The organism is Pseudomonas sp. MF6767 (genome assembly GCF_016405475.1).
In the GTDB taxonomy this organism is placed as follows: domain Bacteria; phylum Pseudomonadota; class Gammaproteobacteria; order Pseudomonadales; family Pseudomonadaceae; genus Aquipseudomonas; species Aquipseudomonas paracarnis.
This window is the reverse complement of record NZ_JAEKCY010000005.1, coordinates 91,681-111,102: the sequence shown is the minus strand read 5'-3', so window position 1 is coordinate 111,102 and position 19,422 is coordinate 91,681. Positions and strand designations below refer to the sequence as shown.

The following is a 19,422-nucleotide window of genomic DNA, read 5'->3' as shown; positions in this document are numbered from 1 at the left end:
ACATGTCCGTGCATACCATGGAAACCCTGGCGCTGTTTGACAGCGCGCCCTACCAGAACGCCTTCAGCGCCCGGGTGATTGCCGTCAGTGAACAAGGTATCGCCCTGGAGCACACCCTGTTCTACCCCACCGGCGGTGGGCAACCGGGCGATACCGGCCACTTCACCCTGGCCGATGGCACACGGGTCGAGGTGACAGGCACCGTGCGCGACCCGGTGTTGCGCTCGATCATCTGGCATCAGGTAGACCATTGCCCCGAACAGTTGGCCGCTGGCGTCCAGGTCGACGCCGGGCTGGATTGGGAGCGGCGCTACCAGCACATGAAGATGCACACTTGCCTGCACTTGCTGTGCTCCCTCATCGACGCGCCCGTGACCGGTTGCAGCATCAGTGCGGATAAAGGCCGACTGGATTTCGACCTGCCGGAGATGATCTTGGACAAAGACGGCCTCACCCGTGACCTCAACGCCCTGATCGAGCAGGCCCACGCGGTGAAAACGCTGTCGATGCCTGCCACCGAGTACGCGACCCTGCTGCAGATCACCCGCACTCAGGCGGTTGCGCCGCCGGTGGTCTCCGGTTCGGTACGGGTGATTGAAATCCCCGGCATCGATATCCAGCCCTGCGGCGGTACCCATGTGCTCAATACCGAGGAAATCGGTCGGGTGTTCTGCGAGAAGATCGAGAAAAAGAGCAAGCACAACCGCCGGGTGATACTGCGGTTTGGACACGCTTGAGCCTGCGTCATTGCCTCTGTAGGAGCGAGCTTGCTCGCGAAAAACCCATAGGCGCCGCGCTTACTCAGGAAGCACGCGGCATCGTTGACGTTTTTCGCGAGCAAGCTCGCTCCTACAGTGACTGTGCTGTTTTTCAGATAGTGAGCAGGTCCATGAAACGGTTGACTGGAGTAGCCTCAAGCCGTGCCTGATCCTTGCACAACGCAAAGATTTCGGCGCTGCGTTGCGCGGTGAACCGCGTGGCCAGGTTGGCCTTGAACTTGTCTTCCAGCAGTGGAATGCCGTCCACCCGACGGCGGCGATGGCCAATCGGGTACTCCACCACCACCTGCTCGGTGCAGGTGCCATCCGTGAAAAACACCTGCACCGCGTTGGCAATCGAGCGCTTGTCGGCCTCCAGGTATTCGCGGCTGTAGCGCGGATCTTCGATGACGACCATCTTGGCGCGCAGCTCATCGATGATCGGGTGGGCCGCGTGGAAATCATCTTCATACTGCTCGGCCACCAGATTGCCGAACGCCAACGGCACGGCGGTCATGTATTGCAGGCAGTGGTCGCGATCGGCGGCATTCGCCAATGGGCCGACCTTGGAAATAATGCGAATCGCCGACTCATGGGTAGTGATCACGATACGGTCGATTTCATGCAAACGATGCTTGACCTGCGGGTGCAGGGCGACTGCCGCTTCACAGGCGGTTTGCGCGTGAAACTCGGCCGGAAAGCTGATCTTGAACAGCACGTTTTCCATCACATAGGTGCCGTAGGCTTGGGGCAGGCTGAAAGCTCGCTTGTCCTCGGGCTTGAGCGCCAGGTCCTTGTTGGTGTGGCTGAACAGCACGTCATAGAAGCCCCACTGCGGCGCACTCAACACGCCGGGGATGCCCATTTCGCCACGCAGGGCGATGTCTGCCAGGCGCACGCCGCGGCTCGACGCATCGCCCGCCGCCCAGGATTTGCGCGAGCCGGCATTCGGTGCATGACGATAGGTGCGTAGCGCCTGACCATCGACAAAAGCGTGGGACAACGCCGATAGCAACTGCTCGCGGTTGGCGCCCATCAGCTTGGCGGTGACCGCCGTGGTAGCGACTTTCACCAGCAACACATGGTCGAGGCCTACCCTGTTGAAGGAATTTTCCAAGGCAATCACGCCTTGGATTTCGTGAGCCATGATCATCGCTTCCAGCACTGCACGCACGGTCAGCGGCGCGTCGCCATTGGCCAGGCGCTTTTGCGACAGGTGATCGGCCACGGCGAGGATGCCGCCAAGATTGTCTGAAGGGTGGCCCCATTCGGCGGCAAGCCAGGTGTCGTTGTAGTCGAGCCAGCGCACGATGCAACCGATATCCCAGGCGGCCTTGACCGGGTCCAGGCGAAACGAAGTGCCCGGCACCCGTGCACCGAACGGCACCACGGTACCCTCGACCATCGGCCCCAGGTGCTTGGTGCACTCGGGGAAGCGCAGGGCCAGCAGGCCACAGCCGAGGGTGTCCATCAGGCAGTTGCGGGCGGTATCCAGGGCGTCCTGGGAGTCAATGCGGTAGTTGAGGACGTAGTCGGCGATGCCCTGCAAAACCGGGTCGTAGTCGGGGCGGTTGTTCTGGTCGACGTTGGCGCTCATGGCAGTTCTCCTAAAAGGTGGGGTTGTTCCTCAAGGTCAAGGTTGATTTGATCGTTCCCACGCTCCGCGTGGGAATGCATCCCGTGACGCTCTGCGTCACAGCAGGACGCAGAGCGTCCCAGGCGGCGTTCCCACGCGGAGCGTGGGAACGATCAAGCTAAAAGGCGTCGCCGGGGATGCGCACGTAGCCTTCCATCAACACCCGCGCACTGCGGCTCATAATGGCTTTTTTCACCACCCATTCACCGTCCACCTGGCTGGCCTCGGCCCCCACACGCAAGGTGCCGGACGGGTGCCCGAAGCGCACGGCATTGCGCTCTACGCCGCCCGCCGCCAGGTTGACCAAGGTGCCGGAAATCGCCGCGGCGGTGCCAATCGCCACCGCCGCAGTGCCCATCATCGCGTGGTGCAGTTTGCCCATCGACAAAGCGCGCACCAGCAGGTCCACATCGCCGGCCTTGATCGCCTTGCCGCTGGAGGCCACGTAATCGGCTGGCTTGGCGACGAACGCCACCTTGGGCGTGTGCTGGCGCTGGGCGGCTTCGTCCAGGTGCTGGATCAGGCCCATGCGCAACGCGCCATACGCCCGCACGGTCTCGAACATCGCCAGGGCCTTGGGGTCGCTGTTGATCGCGCCTTGCAGCTCGGTACCGGTGTAGCCCAGGTCTTGGGCATTGATGAAAATCGTCGGAATACCGGCGTTGATCAACGTGGCCTTGAAGGTACCGACGCCGGGCACCTCCAGGTCGTCGACGAGGTTGCCGGTCGGGAACATCGAACCACCACCGCCCTCTTCTTCCGCCGCCGGGTCCATGAATTCCAACTGCACTTCGGCGGCCGGGAAGGTCACGCCGTCCAGTTCAAAGTCGCCGGTTTCCTGCACCGCGCCGTCAGTGATCGGCACGTGGGCGATGATGGTCTTGCCGATATTGGCCTGCCACACCCGCACCACGGCCACGCCGTTATGGGGCACGCGGGCCGCATCGACCAGGCCGGCACTGATGGCGAACGAACCCACCGCTGCCGACAGGTTGCCGCAGTTGCCGCTCCAATCGACAAATGGCTTGTCGATGGAGACCTGGCCAAACAGGTAATCCACGTCGTGATCGGCGCGGCTGCTTTTGGCCAGGATCACGGTCTTGCTGGTGCTCGAGGTAGCCCCACCCATGCCGTCGATCTGCTTGTCATAGGGGTCGGGGCTGCCGATCACCCGCAGCAACAAGGCGTCGCGTGCAGGGCCCGGCACCTGCGCCGCTGCGGGCAGGTCCTGGAGGCTGAAGAACACGCCCTTGCTGGTGCCGCCACGCATGTAGGTGGCGGGGATCTTGATTTGCGCTACGTGTGCCATGGTTATCCTCTTCAGGCGGTCGCCTTTGATTCCAGGAAGTCCTGGGCGAAACGTTGCAACACGCCACCGGCCTCGTAGATCGACACTTCTTCGGCGGTGTCCAGGCGGCAGGTCACTGGCACCTCGACACGTTCGCCATTCTTGCGGTTGATCACCAGGGTCAGTTGCGCACGCGGGGTGCGCTCGCCGACCACGTCATAGGTTTCACTGCCGTCGATTTGCAGGGTGTGGCGGTCGGTGCCCGGCAGGAACTCCAGAGGCAACACGCCCATGCCCACCAGGTTGGTGCGGTGGATACGCTCGAAGCCTTCGGCGGCAATCGCTTCCACACCGGCCAGGCGTACGCCCTTGGCCGCCCAGTCACGGGACGAGCCCTGGCCATAGTCGGCACCCGCGATGATGATCAACGGCTGTTTGCGTTCCATGTAGGTTTCAATCGCTTCCCACATCCGCGTGACCTTGCCTTCCGGCTCGATACGCGCAAGAGAGCCCTGCTTGACCTTGCCGTTTTCCTGCACCATTTCGTTGAACAGTTTCGGGTTGGCGAAGGTGGCGCGCTGCGCCGTCAAATGGTCGCCCCTGTGGGTCGCGTAGGAGTTGAAGTCGACTTCCGGCAAGCCCATTTTCGCCAGGTATTCACCGGCGGCACTGTCAAGCATGATCGCGTTGGACGGCGACAGGTGGTCCGTGGTGATGTTGTCTGGCAGCACCGCCAGCGGGCGCATGCCTTTGAGCGGCCGTGCACCGGCCAGCGCGCCTTCCCAGTACGGCGGGCGGCGGATATAGGTGCTTTGTGGGCGCCAGTCGTACAGCGGCGTGACCTTGGGCCCGGTGTCTTCGTGGATGGCGAACATCGGGATATACACCGCACGGAATTGCTCGGGTTTCACCGAAGCCTTGACCACCGCGTCGATCTCTTCATCGCTCGGCCAGATGTCTTGCAGGCGGATTTCGTTGCCGTCGGCATCCAGGCCGAGCACGTCCTTCTCGATGTCGAAACGGATGGTACCGGCAATCGCATAGGCCACCACCAGCGGCGGCGACGCCAGGAAGGCTTGCTTGGCGTAAGGGTGAATGCGCCCGTCAAAGTTGCGGTTACCCGACAACACCGCGGTGGCGTACAGGTCGCGGTCGATGATCTCTTGCTGGATCACCGGGTCGAGCGCGCCCGACATGCCGTTGCAGGTAGTGCAGGCAAAGGCCACCACGCCAAAACCGAATTTTTCCAGCTCATGGCCCAGGCCGGCTTCTTCCAGGTACATGGCCACGGTTTTCGAGCCCGGCGCCAAAGACGACTTGACCCACGGCTTGCGGGTCAGCCCCAGCTTGTTGGCGTTGCGTGCCAACAGGCCGGCGGCAATCACGTTCCGCGGGTTGCTGGTGTTGGTGCAACTGGTGATGGCAGCGATGATCACCGCGCCGTCGGGCATTTGCCCCGGCACGTCATCCCATTGGCCGGCAATGCCTTTTGACGCCAGGTCGCGGGTGGCCAGGCGGGCATGGGGGTTGCTCGGGCCGGCCATGTTGCGCACGACGCTGGAGAGGTCGAAGCTCAGGCTGCGCTCGTACTGCGCGCCTTTCAAGTCGTCCGCCCACAGGCCGGTGTGACGTGCGTATTGCTCGACCAAGGCGACTTGTTCGTCTTCGCGGCCGGTGAGTTTGAGGTAAGCGATGGTTTGCGCGTCGATGTAGAACATCGCGGCGGTGGCGCCGTACTCCGGGGCCATGTTGGAGATGGTGGCACGGTCACCCAAGGTCAGTGCCGAGGCCCCTTCGCCGAAGAACTCCAGCCAGGCGCCGACCACCTTTTGCTGGCGCAGGAATTCGGTGAGCGCCAGCACCATATCGGTGGCGGTGATGCCCGGTTGCAGCTTGCCGGTCAATTCCACGCCCACGCTTTCCGGCAGGCGCATCCACGACGCGCGGCCGAGCATCACGCTCTCGGCTTCCAGGCCACCGACGCCGATGGCGATCACACCCAGGGCGTCTACGTGAGGCGTATGGCTGTCGGTACCGACACAGGTATCCGGGAAGGCCACACCGTCACGCACTTGAATCACCGGGGACATTTTCTCCAGATTGATCTGGTGCATGATGCCGTTGCCCGGCGGGATCACATCAACGTTCTTGAAGGCCTTTTTGGTCCACTCGATGAAGTGGAAACGGTCTTCGTTGCGACGGTCTTCAATGGCGCGGTTTTTTTCGAAGGCTTGCGGGTCAAAACCACCGGCCTCGACGGCCAGGGAATGGTCGACGATCAGTTGGGTAGGCACCACCGGGTTGACCTGCGCCGGGTCGCCGCCTTGCTGGGCGATGGCATCGCGCAGGCCGGCAAGGTCGACCAGAGCGGTCTGGCCGAGGATGTCATGGCACACCACGCGGGCGGGGAACCACGGGAAGTCGAGGTCGCGCTTGCGCTCGATCAGTTGACTCAGGGACGCGTCGAGGGTGGCCGGGTCGCAACGGCGCACCAGGTTCTCGGCGAGCACACGCGAGGTGTAGGGCAACGTGGCGTAGGCGCCGGGGGTGATTGCCTCGACCGCCGCACGGGCGTCGAAGAAATCCAGGCGGCTGCCGGGGAGTGGTTTGCGAAATTCAGTGTTCATCGTCAGGACTCGGTCACGGTAAGTTCGAAAGGTGAACTGTCGACACTGGCTTTGTTTCCTGTGGGAGCTGGCTTGCCTGCGATGGCATCACTGTGGTGTGACAGGTACACCGAGGTGATGCAATCGCAGGCAAGCCAGCTCCCACAAACAAGCACATGAGCCAGCGGGCACAGCCCATCCCATTCAGCGACGTTCGATTGGCACGAACTTGCGCTGCTCAACGCCGGTGTACTCGGCGCTTGGACGGATGATGCGGTTGTTGGCGCGCTGCTCGAACACATGCGCAGCCCAGCCGGTCAGGCGCGAGCATACGAAGATCGGCGTGAACAACTTGGTCGGGATGCCCATGAAGTGGTACGCCGAGGCATGGTAGAAATCGGCGTTGGGAAACAGCTTCTTCTGTTCCCACATGGTCTTGTCGATGGCTTCGGAGACCGGGAACAACACGGTGTCGCCCACTTCGTCAGCGAGTTTTTTCGACCAGCCCTTGATCACCTCATTGCGCGGATCGCTGTCTTTATAGATCGCGTGGCCAAAGCCCATGATCTTGTCTTTGCGCGCCAACATGCCAAGGGTGCCTTCAACCGCTTCCTGGGCCGAGGAGAAACGCTCGATCATTTCCATCGCCGCTTCGTTGGCACCGCCATGCAGCGGGCCGCGCAGGGAGCCGATGGCAGCGGTGACGCAGGAATACAGGTCGGACAATGTCGATGCACACACCCGTGCGGTGAAGGTCGAAGCGTTGAATTCGTGTTCGGCGTAGAGGATCAGTGACACGTTCATCACTTTGACGTGCAGCTCGCTCGGTTTCTTGCCATGCAGCAGGTGCAGGAAGTGGCCACCGATGCTCGGCTCGTCGGTCACGCAGTCGATGCGCTGGCCGTCGTGGCTGAAGCGATACCAGTAGCACATGATCGCCGGGAACGCGGCGAGCAGGCGGTCGGTGACATCGCGCTGCACGCTGAAATCTTTCTCCGGCTCGATATTGCCCAGGAACGAGCACCCGGTGCGCATCACGTCCATCGGATGGGCGTCGGCGGGGATGCGTTCGAGCACTTCTTTCAGGGCCTGGGGCAGGTCACGCAGTTTGCTCAGCTTGTTGCTGTAGGCGGCCAGTTCGGCCTGGGTTGGCAATTCACCGTACAGCAGCAGGTAGGCGACTTCTTCAAACTGGGCGTCGGCGGCCAGTTCGCGTACGTCGTAGCCACGGTAGGTCAGGCCGGCGCCGGCCTGGCCCACGGTGGACAGTGCCGTCTGCCCGGCAACCTGGCCACGCAGGCCTGCACCACTCAATACTTTAGCTTCAGCCATGTTCGTTCTCCAATTTTGTAGTTGTTCAGGGAACCACAGGGTTTATTTTTTCGCGGCGAACAGCGCGTCGAGCTTCTGCTCGAAGGTGTGGTAGTCGATGCGATCGTAAAGCTCCATGCGCGTTTGCATGGTGTCGATCACATTCTGCTGCGTACCGTCGCGACGAATCGCGGTGTAGACATTCTCGGCCGCCTTGTTCATGGCACGGAAAGCCGAGAGCGGGTACAGCACAATGGAAACATCCGCAGATTTCAACTGTTCGGTGGTGTACAGCGGTGTGGCGCCGAACTCGGTGATGTTCGCCAGGATCGGCGCCTTCACGCGGGAGGCGAACAGCTTGTACATTTCCAGTTCAGTGATGGCTTCCGGGAACACCATGTCGGCACCGGCCTCGATGCATGCGGCGGCGCGCTCCAGCGCGGACTCCAGGCCCTCGACCGCCAGGGCGTCGGTGCGCGCCATGATCACGAAGCTGTCATCGGTGCGCGCATCCACGGCGGCCTTGATGCGGTCGACCATTTCCTGCTGGGACACGATTTCTTTGTTGGGGCGATGACCGCAGCGCTTGGCGCCCACCTGGTCTTCGATATGGATGGCGGCGGCACCGAACTTGATCATCGACTTGACGGTACGCGCCACGTTGAACGCCGAGGAGCCGAAACCGGTGTCCACGTCCACCAGCAGCGGCAGGTCGCACACGTCGGTAATGCGGCGCACGTCGGTGAGCACGTCATCCAGGCCGGTGATACCCAGGTCCGGCACGCCGAGGGAGCCGGCGGCTACACCGCCACCTGACAGATAAATCGCCTTGAAGCCGGCGCGCTTGGCCAACAGCGCATGGTTGGCGTTGATGGCGCCCACCACTTGCAAGGGCTGTTCACTGGCGACGGCGTCACGGAAACGCTGGCCGGGAGTGCTGTTGTTGTTGGAACTCATGACTCACCTCGTGATGAAGGCGCACCGTCCGGGAAGTGACGGGCAATGTTGCGTTTGGAGGCGCCGATATGCCGGCGCATCAACAGTTCGGCCAGTTCACCGTCGCGATCGGCAATCGCGTCCAGAATGCGGTGATGCTCGGCAAAGGCCTGGCGTGGACGATTGGGGGTGGCGGAGAACTGGATGCGGTACATGCGCACCAGTTGATACAGCTCGCCGCAGAGCATTTGGGTGAGGGTGCGGTTACCGGCACCTTGAATGATGCGGTAGTGAAAATCGAAGTCGCCTTCCTGCTGGTAATAGCCGACACCGGCCTGGAACGCCGCATCCCGTTCGTGGGTGTGCAACACCTGGCGCAGTTCCTCGATCTCTGCGTCAGTCATGCGCTCGGCGGCCAAGCGACAGGCCATGCCCTCCAGGGACTCGCGAATCTCATACAGTTCGACCAGCTCGGCGTGACTCAAAGACACCACGCGTGCGCCGACATGAGGCACCCGCACCAGCAGGCGCTGGCCTTCCAGGCGATGGATCGCTTCGCGCAGCGGGCCGCGACTGATGCCGTAGGTGCGCGCCAGCTCCGGCTCGGAAATCTTGCTGCCGGGGGCGATTTCGCCTTTGACGATGGCGGCCTGGATACGCCGGAAGACGTTCTCTGACATGGTCTGGGAATCGTCTGGTGCCACCGATGGTTTTTCCAGTTGCTCCAGCATATTGTCGACACCTTTAAAATCAATGCCGCAAAAACTAGCCAATAAGCCTCTCACAGTCAAAGAATAAATACACATTGTCGACAATCGTCTAATAACCCCCTCATTCGCTTGCCAAGGCATGGCCGCCTGCCAGCGCTGGCGCCAAAAAAGCATCATGTTAGAATGCCCGCCGCTTTTGCCTGACATCAAATGATGAAAGGGCGCACCCGAGATTGCGCAGCAATGCCAGTCCCCATGAAATGAACAGTGCACTGCCCTGCCTCAGGATTTATGAGACTCAAGCCTTACCTACTAGTGATGTGCCTGCTGTGCATACCGAGCCTTGGCGCTGGCGCCGAGAAGACCGTGTACGGCCTGAATGAATACGCCAAGCTTGCGGGTATCGACCTGGAAGTGGCGGCCAAACTCGACACCGGCGCCAAGACCGCCTCGTTGAGTGCCCGCGATATCAAGCGCTTCAAGCGCAATGGCGAATCCTGGGTACGCTTCTACCTGGCCATCGACACCGCCCATTCCCACCCCATCGAACTGCCCCTGGCGCGTGTCAGCAAGATCAAGCGCCGCGCCGGCGACTACGACCCCGATGAGGACAAGAACTACACCGCCCGCCCAGTGATTGCGCTGGATATCTGCATGGGCAGTGCTTTACGCAGCATCGAAGTGAACTTGACTGACCGCAGCGCATTCCAATACCCGCTGCTGATTGGCTCCGAAGCCTTGAAACGCTTTGATGCGCTGGTCGACCCCAGTCTTAAATATGCAGCAGGCAAACCCGCCTGCGCCGCCGACGCTTAATACCGCCGAGTAAACCGAATGCGCTCTTTGACCCTGCACCTGAAAATCCTGATCACCTTGCTGGTGGTGCTGGGCATTTCGGTCACCGCCTATCAGATCTTCGTGCTGGGAATTCCCGTCACCGAAGATGCCACCGACGACTTGTGGAACATCGACGCCAAGGTCGAGTTCGTCGCCAACCCGAAAGACCCGGTCAAGATCCAGATGTTCGTGCCGCCCTTGAGCCGCGACTTCGTCAGCCTCAATGAGAGCTTTATCTCGAACAACTACGGGGTGAGCGTCAACCGCATCGACGGCAACCGCAAGGTCACCTGGTCGGCGCGTCGGACCAAGGGCAACCAGACCCTCTATTACCGCCTGGTGCTGACCAAGCGCTACAGCGGCGAAAAGGTCAAGATCAAAGGCCCGACCTTCCGCGACAGCATCGCCGTGGAAGGCCCCGAGAAGATCGCCGCCGAAGCCTTGCTGGCCCCGATCCGCCAGCACTCGGCCGACGTCGAAACCTTTATCAGTGAAGCCATCAAGCGCACCAACAACCTCAACGACGACAATGTGAAGTTGCTGCTGGCCGGCGACCCCTCGACGCCGCACAAAGCCAAGATCGTCGAACTGCTGCTGTCCATCGCCCACGTGCCGGTAGAGAAAGTCCACACCATCCGCCTGGTGGCCGACCAGCCGCAAACCCCGGAACTGTGGCTGCGCAGTTTCAACGGCAACGACTGGCTGTACTTCAACCCGGAGACTGGCGAACAGGGCCTGCCCGCCGACCGCCTGCTGTGGTGGACCGGCGATGAAAACCTGATCACCGTCGATGGCGGCAAGAAAGCCATGGTGACCTTCAGCCTGAACAACAGCGAGATGAACGCCATCCGCCTGGCCAAGCTGACGGACGAAAACACCGACGCCAACTTCCTCGAATACTCGCTGTACGGCCTGCCGCTGCAAACCCAGCAGACCTTCATGATCATGGTGATGATCCCGATAGGCGTGCTGGTGATCTTGATCCTGCGCAACCTCATCGGCCTGCAGACCCTGGGCACCTTCACCCCCGTACTGATCGCCCTGGCATTCCGCGAGACCCAGTTGGGCTTCGGGATTGTGCTGTTCACGATCATCACGGCACTGGGCCTGTCGCTCCGGTCGTACCTTGAACACCTTAAACTGCAGATGCTGCCGAGGCTGTCGGTGGTGCTGACCTTCGTGGTGGTGCTGATTGCCGCCATCAGCCTGTTCAGCCACAAGCTGGGGCTGGAACGCGGCTTGTCGGTGGCGCTGTTCCCGATGGTGATCCTGACCATGACCATCGAACGCCTGTCGATCACCTGGGAGGAGCGTGGCGCCAACCATGCGCTGAAAGTGGCGATTGGCACGCTGTTCGCTGCGTCCCTGGCGCACCTGATCATGAGCGTGCCGGAGTTGGTCTACTTCGTGTTCACCTTCCCGGCGATCCTGTTGATTCTGGTGGGCTTCATGCTGGCCATGGGTCGCTATCGCGGCTATCGCCTCACCGAACTGGTACGTTTCAAGGCGTTCCTGAAGGCTGATTCTTGATGTTTGGCTTCTGGAAGACCTGGAAGGCCCTGGAAGCGCGGGGGATCATGGGCATTAACCGGCGTAATGCCGACTACGTGCTCAAGTACAACAAGCGCAGCCTGTACCCCATCGTGGATGACAAGATCATCACCAAGGAACGGGCCCTTGCCGCCGGCATCCATGTACCGGAAATGTACGGGGTGATCTCCACCGAGAAGGAAATCGACAAGCTCGACGAGATCATCGGCGGGCGCAGCGACTTCGTGATCAAGCCCGCCCAGGGTGCTGGCGGCGACGGCATCCTGGTGGTGGCCGACCGGTTTGAAGGGCGCTACCGCACGGTGTCCGGAAAAATCATCAGCCATGAGGAGATCGAGCACCAGATTTCCAGCATCCTCACCGGCCTGTATTCCCTCGGCGGCCACCGCGACCGCGCGTTGATCGAGTACCGCGTGGTGCCCGACCAAATCTTCAAGAGCATCAGCTATGAAGGCGTGCCGGACATCCGCATCATCGTGCTGATGGGCTACCCGGTGATGGCGATGCTGCGCTTGCCCACCCGCCAGTCCGGCGGCAAGGCCAACCTGCACCAGGGCGCGATCGGCGTGGGTGTAGACCTGGCCACCGGCCTGACCCTGCGCGGCACCTGGCTGAACAACATCATCACCAAGCACCCCGACACCACCAACGCGGTGGATGGCGTGCAACTGCCCAACTGGGACGGTTTCATGAAGCTCGCCGCCGGCTGCTATGAGCTGTGCGGGCTGGGTTATATCGGCGTGGACATGGTGCTGGACCAGGAAAAAGGCCCATTGATCCTTGAGCTGAACGCTCGGCCTGGGCTGAACATCCAGATTGCCAACGATTGCGGCCTGACTTTGCGCACCCATGCGGTGGAGGCACGGCTTGAAGAGCTCAAGGCAGCCGGGGTGACAGAAACCCCCGAGGAACGGGTGAAGTTCGTGCAGGAGATGTTCGGGCATATTCCGCCGGTTGAAGGCTAAGCAGCGCATCGCAGGCAAGCCCGGGCTCGATAGGTGGGAGCTGGTTTGCCTGCGATAGCTTTCTGACAAGCCACTTGCCCCTCAGGCTATACCCTCTATCGAGCTATCACCGACATCCCCTCTAGGAGCAAGTCCTACAGAGGACTACAATCCCCTCCCCCCCGCCACTGGCTGATTCACCCTCGCATGTCGACCTGCTCCGTTTACCCCTTACCCTACCGGGCCAACCCCGCCGAGTACTTTGCGGCTATTCGCCATGCGCCTGGCGCGGTGCTGCTCGACAGCGGCCGCCCGGCTGCCGAGCGGGGGCGTTATGACCTGCTCAGCGCCTGGCCCGAAGCGACCTTGACGGTTGGGCCGGATGAACGCGGCAGCGATTTCCTGCAACGCCTGCGCGAGAACCTGGCGCAGTTGGGTGAGGCGGCCCTGCCTGCTGGGGTTGAATTGCCCTTTGCCGGCGGTTTGATCGGTTACTTGAGCTATGACTTCGGCCGGCACCTGGAACAGGTTGCACGCCTGGCCGTGGACGACCTGCACCTGCCGGATGCGCGCCTGGGGCTGTATGCCTGGGCACTGGTCAGCGATCACCTGGCGCACACCAGCCAACTGGTGTTTCACCCGGTGCTGGCCGATAGCGAGCGGCAACGTCTGATCGCCCTGTTCAGTCATGCAACAGGTGACACCCCCACCACCTTCAAGCTCCAGGGCACCATGGCGCCGGACCTCAGCGTGGATGCGTACCAGCAGGCCATCCTGCGTATCCAGGATTACATCCAGGCCGGCGACTGCTACCAGGTCAACTTTGCCCAACGCTTTCGTGCGCCGTGCATCGGCGATCCATGGGCAGCCTACTGCGCGCTGCGCGAAGCCTGCCCGACGCCGTTTTCCGGGTTCCAGAGTTTGCCCGATGACGGCGCGGTGCTGAGCCTGTCGCCGGAGCGCTTCGTGCGCATCAGCGAAGGCCAGGTCGAAACCCGCCCGATCAAGGGCACCCGCCCTCGCGGTTTAACACCGGAAGAGGACGCTGCCAACGCCGCTGAGCTGCTCGCCAGCCCCAAGGACCGCGCAGAAAACCTGATGATCGTTGACCTGCTGCGCAACGACCTCGGCCGCAGTTGCCGAATCGGCTCAGTGAAAGTGCCGGAGCTGTTCAGCCTGGAAAGCTACCCCAACGTGCACCACCTGGTGAGCAGTGTCACTGGCATATTGGCCGACGACAAAGACGCCCTCGACCTGATAGCCGGCAGCTTCCCTGGCGGCTCCATTACCGGCGCGCCAAAGATTCGCGCCATGCAGATCATCGATGAGCTGGAGCCCGCCCGCCGCGGGTTGTATTGCGGCTCGCTGGTGTACCTGGACGTGCGCGGCGAAATGGACAGCTCCATCGCGATTCGCAGCTTGCTGGTCAAGGATGGGCAGGTGTGTTGCTGGGGTGGCGGCGGGATTGTGGCGGATTCGCAGTGGCAGGCGGAGTATCAGGAGTCGCTGACAAAGGTGCGTGTGTTGTTACAAACGTTGGAAAATCTGTAGGGCACAGCCCCTTCCTAGCGTTCGAGTAGAACGCCATGCGATAGAAAAAGCCTGAATCAGAACCGCTGTGGACGGGATAGACGCTTGCAGATAGCGTCCGGAGCGACCGTCCACCCGCCACCTGTGAAGGATCACATGAAGCGACTACCTCCTCGTCTGGAAATATTTCCGAGTTTGCCTATCCACGCAATCGCACCTATGATCTCCCAAAACGGGAGGTTGAAGCGATGCGGATAATCGCTCTATCTACCCTACGAATATTCTGGGAAAGCCATTCAGCTTATAGCGACGCCAGAACACCGCTGGTCGAGTTGTATCGGCACATGGAAAAGGCCAATTATCCAACACCGCAAGCACTCAAGGCCGAACTCAGAACAGCGAGCATTCTTAAGGGTGGCAGGGTCGTGTTCAACGTTGGCGGCAACAAGTATCGAGTGATCATGGCGATCGACTACCAGCGACAACTAGGGTTTATACGGTTCGTGGGGACCCACGCTCAGTACGACCAGATCAACGCGGAGACTGCGTGATGAACATCAAACCTATTCACTCCCAGGAAGACCTGACTGCGGCACTCGTACGAGTCGAGCAGGTATGGGGAGCACCACCCGGCTCGCCTGAAGGTGATGAGCTGGAAATCCTGGCAGTCCTCATCGAGAAGTACGAAGCCGAGCATTACCCCATGCCCCCTTCGGATCCGGTAGAGGCTATCAAGTTTCGCATGGAGCAATTGGGCATGACCGCCCGCGATCTGGAGCCGTTTATCGGCACCAGTGGGCGGGTGTCAGAGGTGCTGAACCACAAGCGCAAGCTGAGCCTGTCGATGATCAAGCGTCTGCATGAAGGCTTGCGTATTCCTTATGAGCGCTTGCTGGCCGAGGGTAAGGTGTGACGGCGCCGACGCCATCGCAGGCAAGCCCGACTCCCACAGTTGACCGCGTCGTTTGACGTTACATGGTCAAAGGTGGGAGCTGACTTGCCTGCGATGGGGCAATCAGCCGCGCCGCATAATTTACAGGCTCAACTGCCGATTCGACGCCTTGATAAACTCTTTCTTCAGGTCTTCAAACGTATGCACCGCCGGGAACTGCGGGAATTCGCGAATCACATTGTCCGGCGCATGGAACAGAATCCCACGGTCAGCTTCACCCAGCATGCTGGTGTCGTTGTAGGAATCACCGGCAGCGATCACGCGGTAGTAGAGCGTCTTGAATGCCAGCACCGATTGGCGCTTGGGGTCTTTCTGGCGCAGTTGGTAGCTCACCACCCGATCGTTTTCATCGGTGATCAAGCGGTGGCAAAGCAAGGTCGGGAAACCCAGCTGACGCATCAGCGGCTGGGAGAACTCATAGAAGGTGTCGGACAGGATCACCACCTGGAAGCGCTCGCGCAGCCAATTGACGAACTCAATGGCGCCGTCCAGCGGTTTGAGCGTGGCGATAACGGCCTGAATATCGGCCAGCTTGAGCCCATGCTCGTCGAGGATGCGCAGGCGCTGTTGCATCAGCACGTCGTAGTCGGGGATGTCACGGGTGGTGGCCCGCAGGGACTCAATGCCGGTTTTCTCGGCAAAGGCGATCCAGATTTCCGGAACCAGTACCCCTTCCAGGTCAAGGCAGGCAATTTCCACACGACACTCCTGTTAGATATTGTTAGTTGAGCGAGCAAAAGGACTGCCGAACTCTAGCGACTCAAGCCCGCCGCCGCAACGCGGGACAGTTTTTGATACCATCGCCCTCCTAGAGAGCGCTCAGCGCCACTGACCTGTAGGAACCGTCCTGATGAACCAAGCCTTCGACGTCGTTGAACTCGCCACGACTTATGCCAACAAGTCTGCCCAGGACATTCTCAAGCTGGCGTTCAGCCAGTTCGGCGATGACTTGTGGATTTCCTTCAGCGGTGCCGAGGATGTGGTCCTTGTGGACATGGCCTGGAAGCTGAACAAGAACGTCAAGGTGTTCAGCCTCGACACCGGCCGCCTGCATCCGGAGACCTACCGGTTTATCGAGCAGGTGCGTGAGTTCTACAAGATCGACATCGAGCTGATCTCGCCAGACCCGAGCAAGCTGGAGCCCTTCGTCAAAGAGAAAGGCCTGTTCAGCTTCTATAAGGACGGCCATGGCGAATGCTGCGGCATCCGCAAGATCGAACCGCTGCGCCGCAAGCTTGCAGGTGTCAGCGCCTGGGCCACCGGCCAGCGCCGCGACCAGAGCCCCGGCACTCGTAGCCAGGTGGCGGCGCTGGAAATCGACACGGCGTTCTCCACACCGGAACGCACCCTGTACAAGTTCAACCCGCTGGCGCAGATGACCAGCGAAGAGGTCTGGGGCTACATCCGCATGCTGGAGTTGCCGTACAACAGCCTGCATGAGCGCGGTTTCATCAGCATCGGCTGCGAGCCCTGCACCCGGCCGGTACTGCCCCGCCAGCATGAGCGCGAAGGCCGCTGGTGGTGGGAAGAAGCCACGCAGAAGGAATGCGGGCTGCATGCGGGGAATATCATCAGCAAGGCTTGAGCCTCCGATGCCACCGCCTCTGTAGGAGCGAGCTTGCTCGCGAAAAACTCACGGACGCCGCGTTTATTCAGGAAGCCCGCGTTATCGTTGACGTTTTTCGCGAGCAAGCTCGCTCCTACATAACGCGATATTTGCTTTGGGGGTCGGGTAAACCTGTACACAACCTTGTAACCATAGGTGCCATTTTTGTGTGCAACTTAATGTACAACGCACCAAAACGTAACATCTCCCTGCGCCAATGGCGCTGCATATAAATAACCCTGCAATTAATGAAAAAATAAATACCTGTTCAAACGGTCAACTTATAGTGACCGTAATTCAGTAAGTTATTCGCGACCTATATAAAAACGAAATTAGCCAAGATTTTCATATATCGAGAATTGGCACGCATATGGCTTAGGCAGAAGTACGCTTTGTATACAATCAATACAAAACCTACATACACTTTGCCATCCGCCGCTTTGCTGCAGATGCGCTGGAGCCTGCCGGAATGCGTACAAGTCTCTCGAACACCCTCGCACTGGATCTGCCCTCCTCCACCCTGAATCCTGCAGCCACAGGCCCCGGCCCGCTGGTACTCAGCCCGCGCCTGCACAACAAGGACCTGGCGCCCACCAAGGTCGAAGGCCGACGCTGGGGGCGCTATAGCATCTTTGCGCTGTGGACCAATGACGTGCACAACATCGCCAACTATTCATTCGCCATTGGGCTCTATGCACTGGGCCTGGGCGGCTGGCAAATATTGCTGTCCCTGGGGATCGGCGCAGCACTGGTGTACTTCTTCATGAACTTGTCGGGCTACATGGGGCAGAAGACCGGTGTGCCGTTTCCGGTTATCAGCCGCATCAGTTTTGGCATTCATGGGGCGCAGATTCCGGCGTTGATTCGGGCGGTAATTGCGATTGCCTGGTTTGGGATCCAGACCTACCTGGCCTCGGTAGTTTTCCGCGTGCTGCTGACCGCCATTCATCCAGGCTTTGCCGATTATGACCACGACTCGATTCTCGGCCTGTCGACCCTGGGCTGGGCGTGTTTTGTGGCGATCTGGCTGGTGCAGTTGGTGATCCTCGCCTATGGCATGGAAATGGTACGTCGCTATGAAGGCTTCGCCGGGCCGGTGATACTGCTGACCGTGGCCGCACTGGCCGGCTGGATGTACTTCCAGGCGAACGGGCAGATCGCCTGGTCGATCCGCGAGCCCCTGAGTGGCGGCGAGATGTGGCGCAATATCTTTGCCGGCGGCGCGCTGTGGCTGGCCATCTACGGCACCCTGATCCTCAATTTCTGCGACTTCGCGCGTTCATCGCCGTGCCGCAAGACCATCCAGGTCGGGAACTTCTGGGGCCTGCCGGTCAATATCCTGGTGTTCGCCGCAATTACCGTGCTGCTGTGCGGCGGACAGTTCCAGCTCAATGGCCGCGTGATCGAAAGCCCGACCGAAATCATCGCGGCGATCCCCAACACCTTTTTTCTGGTGCTCGGCTGCCTCGCTTTCCTGATCGTCACCGTGGCGGTGAACATCATGGCCAACTTCGTCGCCCCGGCCTTTGTACTGAGCAACCTGGCGCCCAAGTACCTGAACTTCCGGCGCGCCGGGTTGATCAGCGCCTTCGTTGCCGTGCTGATCCTGCCGTGGAACCTCTATAACAGCCCACTGGTGATCGTGTATTTCCTCTCTGGCCTCGGCGCGCTGCTGGGGCCGTTGTACGGGGTGATCATGGTCGATTACTGGCTGATTCGTAGAAGCCAGGTGGATGTACCGCAGTTGTACAGCGAAGACCCCCAAGGCATTTATTACTACAGCCGCGGGGTGAATATGCGTGCGGTGGCCGCGTTCATTCCGGCGGCAGTGATCGCCATCCTGCTGGCGCTGTTGCCGGGGTTTGCCAGCGTCTCGCCGTTTTCCTGGTTGTTTGGCGCCGGCATTGCCGGGTTGCTGTACCTGCTGATTGCCAAGCGTCAACCGCACTACGCCGATGTCAGCGGCGAAAGCATTGCCGTCGATAACGTCAGTCATTAAACAAGGACTTTCCATGCGTATCCTCGTGGTCAACGTCAACACCACTGAATCCATCACCGACACCATTGCCCAGCAAGCACGGGCCGTGGCTTCACCGGGCACCGAGATTGTCGGGCTCACCCCGTACTTCGGCGCAGAATCGGTGGAAGGCAACTTTGAAAGCTATCTGGCAGCCATCGCCGTGATGGATCGGGTAATGGCCTACGACCAGCCCTTTGATGCGGTGATCCAGGCCGGCTATGGCGAACATGGCCGTGAAGGCCTGCAGGAACTGCTCAATGTACCGGTGGTGGATATCACCGAAGCGGCGGCCAGCACCGCGATGTTCCTGGGGCACGCCTACTCGGTGGTGACCACCCTGGACCGCACGGTGCCGCTGATTGAAGACCGGCTGAAACTCGCCGGCCTCTACCAGCGTTGCGCTTCGGTGCGCGCCAGCGGCATGGCGGTGCTGGAGCTGGAAGAAGACCCGCTGGGCGCCATGGAGGCCATCGTGCGCCAGGCCGAACTGGCCATCCGCGACGACAAGGCCGAGGTGATCTGCCTGGGCTGCGGCGGCATGGCAGGGCTGGATGAGCAGATCCGTCAGCGCACCGGGGTTCCGGTGGTGGACGGGGTAACGGCGGCGGTGATGGTGGCCGAGTCGTTGGTGCGGTTGGGGTTGTCGACCTCGAAGGTCAGAACTTATGCGACACCGCGGCCGAAGAAGGTCATCGGCTGGCCGGGCAAATTCGGGCGGTAGACCGATGCGCCTGCAT

17 protein-coding genes are annotated in these 19,422 nt (G+C 60.8%); 10 read left to right on the top strand and 7 right to left on the bottom strand.

Annotated features, from left to right (window positions below):
• The first annotated feature begins 2 nt into the window (after window positions 1-2).
• Window positions 3-737, top strand: coding sequence for an alanyl-tRNA editing protein (locus JFT58_RS10795; protein WP_198834379.1), 735 nt, complete (start codon window positions 3-5; stop codon window positions 735-737).
• 133 nt (window positions 738-870) lie between these two features.
• Here JFT58_RS10795 and prpD read toward each other — a convergent pair whose 3' ends face one another.
• The 6 genes from prpD to JFT58_RS10765 form a co-directional block, all read right to left on the bottom strand.
• A complete protein-coding gene (prpD, locus tag JFT58_RS10790; RefSeq protein WP_054897196.1) occupies window positions 871-2,355 on the bottom strand; it encodes a 2-methylcitrate dehydratase in 1,485 nt (494 codons plus the stop codon).
• 157 nt (window positions 2,356-2,512) lie between these two features.
• Complete coding sequence (gene prpF / locus JFT58_RS10785; protein WP_054897197.1) at window positions 2,513-3,703, bottom strand: 2-methylaconitate cis-trans isomerase PrpF; 1,191 nt, start codon at window positions 3,701-3,703, stop codon at window positions 2,513-2,515.
• Between the two features lie 11 nt (window positions 3,704-3,714).
• Window positions 3,715-6,309 (bottom strand): Fe/S-dependent 2-methylisocitrate dehydratase AcnD, encoded by a 2,595-nt coding sequence (gene acnD, locus JFT58_RS10780; RefSeq protein WP_198834378.1) that lies wholly within the window; start codon window positions 6,307-6,309, stop codon window positions 3,715-3,717.
• A 183-nt stretch (window positions 6,310-6,492) separates the two neighbouring features.
• Complete coding sequence (gene prpC / locus JFT58_RS10775; RefSeq protein WP_014719499.1) at window positions 6,493-7,620, bottom strand: bifunctional 2-methylcitrate synthase/citrate synthase; 1,128 nt, start codon at window positions 7,618-7,620, stop codon at window positions 6,493-6,495.
• A gap of 42 nt (window positions 7,621-7,662) precedes the next feature.
• Entirely contained in the window at window positions 7,663-8,556 is an 894-nt protein-coding gene (gene prpB / locus JFT58_RS10770) for a methylisocitrate lyase (protein WP_003193320.1), read from the bottom strand.
• Window positions 8,553-9,266 (bottom strand): GntR family transcriptional regulator, encoded by a 714-nt coding sequence (locus JFT58_RS10765; protein ID WP_014719500.1) that lies wholly within the window; start codon window positions 9,264-9,266, stop codon window positions 8,553-8,555. Before JFT58_RS10765 ends, prpB begins: the two co-directional genes overlap by 4 nt.
• A 270-nt stretch (window positions 9,267-9,536) precedes the next feature.
• On the opposite strand from JFT58_RS10765, the gene rloA reads away from it, so the two are divergent.
• The 6 genes from rloA (at window position 9,537) to JFT58_RS10735 (ending at window position 15,020) form a co-directional block, all read left to right on the top strand.
• Window positions 9,537-10,061 carry a retropepsin-like aspartic peptidase RloA gene (gene rloA / locus JFT58_RS10760; protein ID WP_014719501.1) on the top strand — a complete coding sequence of 175 codons (525 nt, stop codon included), beginning with the start codon at window positions 9,537-9,539 and terminating at the stop codon, window positions 10,059-10,061.
• An 18-nt stretch (window positions 10,062-10,079) separates the two neighbouring features.
• Window positions 10,080-11,612, top strand: a complete 1,533-nt coding sequence (gene rloB, locus JFT58_RS10755; RefSeq protein WP_198834377.1) for an osmotic stress tolerance membrane protein RloB — start codon at window positions 10,080-10,082, stop codon at window positions 11,610-11,612.
• Complete coding sequence (locus JFT58_RS10750; RefSeq protein WP_003193326.1) at window positions 11,612-12,598, top strand: alpha-L-glutamate ligase-like protein; 987 nt, start codon at window positions 11,612-11,614, stop codon at window positions 12,596-12,598. The genes rloB and JFT58_RS10750 overlap by 1 nt, the downstream gene beginning before the upstream one ends.
• Window positions 12,599-12,784: 186 nt before the next feature.
• A complete protein-coding gene (pabB, locus tag JFT58_RS10745) occupies window positions 12,785-14,128 on the top strand; it encodes an aminodeoxychorismate synthase component I (protein WP_054897198.1) in 1,344 nt (447 codons plus the stop codon).
• Between the two features lie 227 nt (window positions 14,129-14,355).
• Window positions 14,356-14,658: a type II toxin-antitoxin system HigB family toxin gene (locus tag JFT58_RS10740; protein ID WP_034128346.1), complete on the top strand. Its 303-nt coding sequence runs from the start codon at window positions 14,356-14,358 to the stop codon at window positions 14,656-14,658.
• Window positions 14,658-15,020, top strand: a complete 363-nt coding sequence (locus JFT58_RS10735) for a helix-turn-helix domain-containing protein (RefSeq protein WP_034128345.1) — start codon at window positions 14,658-14,660, stop codon at window positions 15,018-15,020. Before JFT58_RS10740 ends, JFT58_RS10735 begins: the two co-directional genes overlap by 1 nt.
• A gap of 120 nt (window positions 15,021-15,140) precedes the next feature.
• Here JFT58_RS10735 and thrH read toward each other — a convergent pair whose 3' ends face one another.
• Complete coding sequence (gene thrH, locus JFT58_RS10730) at window positions 15,141-15,758, bottom strand: bifunctional phosphoserine phosphatase/homoserine phosphotransferase ThrH (protein WP_014719505.1); 618 nt, start codon at window positions 15,756-15,758, stop codon at window positions 15,141-15,143.
• 151 nt (window positions 15,759-15,909) lie between these two features.
• Between thrH and JFT58_RS10725 the strand changes: the two genes are divergently transcribed.
• The 3 genes from JFT58_RS10725 to JFT58_RS10715 all read left to right on the top strand — a co-directional run bounded on the left by JFT58_RS10725 (window position 15,910) and on the right by JFT58_RS10715 (window position 19,406).
• Window positions 15,910-16,644, top strand: a complete 735-nt coding sequence (locus tag JFT58_RS10725) for a phosphoadenylyl-sulfate reductase (protein ID WP_014719506.1) — start codon at window positions 15,910-15,912, stop codon at window positions 16,642-16,644.
• A gap of 490 nt (window positions 16,645-17,134) precedes the next feature.
• Window positions 17,135-18,664: an NCS1 family nucleobase:cation symporter-1 gene (locus tag JFT58_RS10720; RefSeq protein ID WP_103299596.1), complete on the top strand. Its 1,530-nt coding sequence runs from the start codon at window positions 17,135-17,137 to the stop codon at window positions 18,662-18,664.
• 13 nt (window positions 18,665-18,677) lie between these two features.
• Entirely contained in the window at window positions 18,678-19,406 is a 729-nt protein-coding gene (locus JFT58_RS10715; RefSeq protein ID WP_054897200.1) for an aspartate/glutamate racemase family protein, read from the top strand.
• Window positions 19,407-19,422: the final 16 nt, after the last annotated feature.

Excerpts from the sequence above, each read along its gene's own strand:
- JFT58_RS10795 (WP_198834379.1), top strand. The coding sequence starts at position 3 with ATGTCCGTGCATACCATGGAAACCCTGGCGCTGTTTGACAGCGCGCCC.
- prpD (WP_054897196.1), bottom strand. The coding sequence starts at position 2,355 with ATGAGCGCCAACGTCGACCAGAACAACCGCCCCGACTACGACCCGGTT.
- prpF (WP_054897197.1), bottom strand. The coding sequence starts at position 3,703 with ATGGCACACGTAGCGCAAATCAAGATCCCCGCCACCTACATGCGTGGC.
- acnD (WP_198834378.1), bottom strand. The coding sequence starts at position 6,309 with ATGAACACTGAATTTCGCAAACCACTCCCCGGCAGCCGCCTGGATTTC.
- prpC (WP_014719499.1), bottom strand. The coding sequence starts at position 7,620 with ATGGCTGAAGCTAAAGTATTGAGTGGTGCAGGCCTGCGTGGCCAGGTT.
- prpB (WP_003193320.1), bottom strand. The coding sequence starts at position 8,556 with ATGAGTTCCAACAACAACAGCACTCCCGGCCAGCGTTTCCGTGACGCC.
- JFT58_RS10765 (WP_014719500.1), bottom strand. The coding sequence starts at position 9,266 with ATGCTGGAGCAACTGGAAAAACCATCGGTGGCACCAGACGATTCCCAG.
- rloA (WP_014719501.1), top strand. The coding sequence starts at position 9,537 with ATGAGACTCAAGCCTTACCTACTAGTGATGTGCCTGCTGTGCATACCG.
- rloB (WP_198834377.1), top strand. The coding sequence starts at position 10,080 with ATGCGCTCTTTGACCCTGCACCTGAAAATCCTGATCACCTTGCTGGTG.
- JFT58_RS10750 (WP_003193326.1), top strand. The coding sequence starts at position 11,612 with ATGTTTGGCTTCTGGAAGACCTGGAAGGCCCTGGAAGCGCGGGGGATC.
- pabB (WP_054897198.1), top strand. The coding sequence starts at position 12,785 with ATGTCGACCTGCTCCGTTTACCCCTTACCCTACCGGGCCAACCCCGCC.
- JFT58_RS10740 (WP_034128346.1), top strand. The coding sequence starts at position 14,356 with ATGCGGATAATCGCTCTATCTACCCTACGAATATTCTGGGAAAGCCAT.
- JFT58_RS10735 (WP_034128345.1), top strand. The coding sequence starts at position 14,658 with ATGAACATCAAACCTATTCACTCCCAGGAAGACCTGACTGCGGCACTC.
- JFT58_RS10725 (WP_014719506.1), top strand. The coding sequence starts at position 15,910 with ATGAACCAAGCCTTCGACGTCGTTGAACTCGCCACGACTTATGCCAAC.
- JFT58_RS10720 (WP_103299596.1), top strand. The coding sequence starts at position 17,135 with ATGCGTACAAGTCTCTCGAACACCCTCGCACTGGATCTGCCCTCCTCC.
- JFT58_RS10715 (WP_054897200.1), top strand. The coding sequence starts at position 18,678 with ATGCGTATCCTCGTGGTCAACGTCAACACCACTGAATCCATCACCGAC.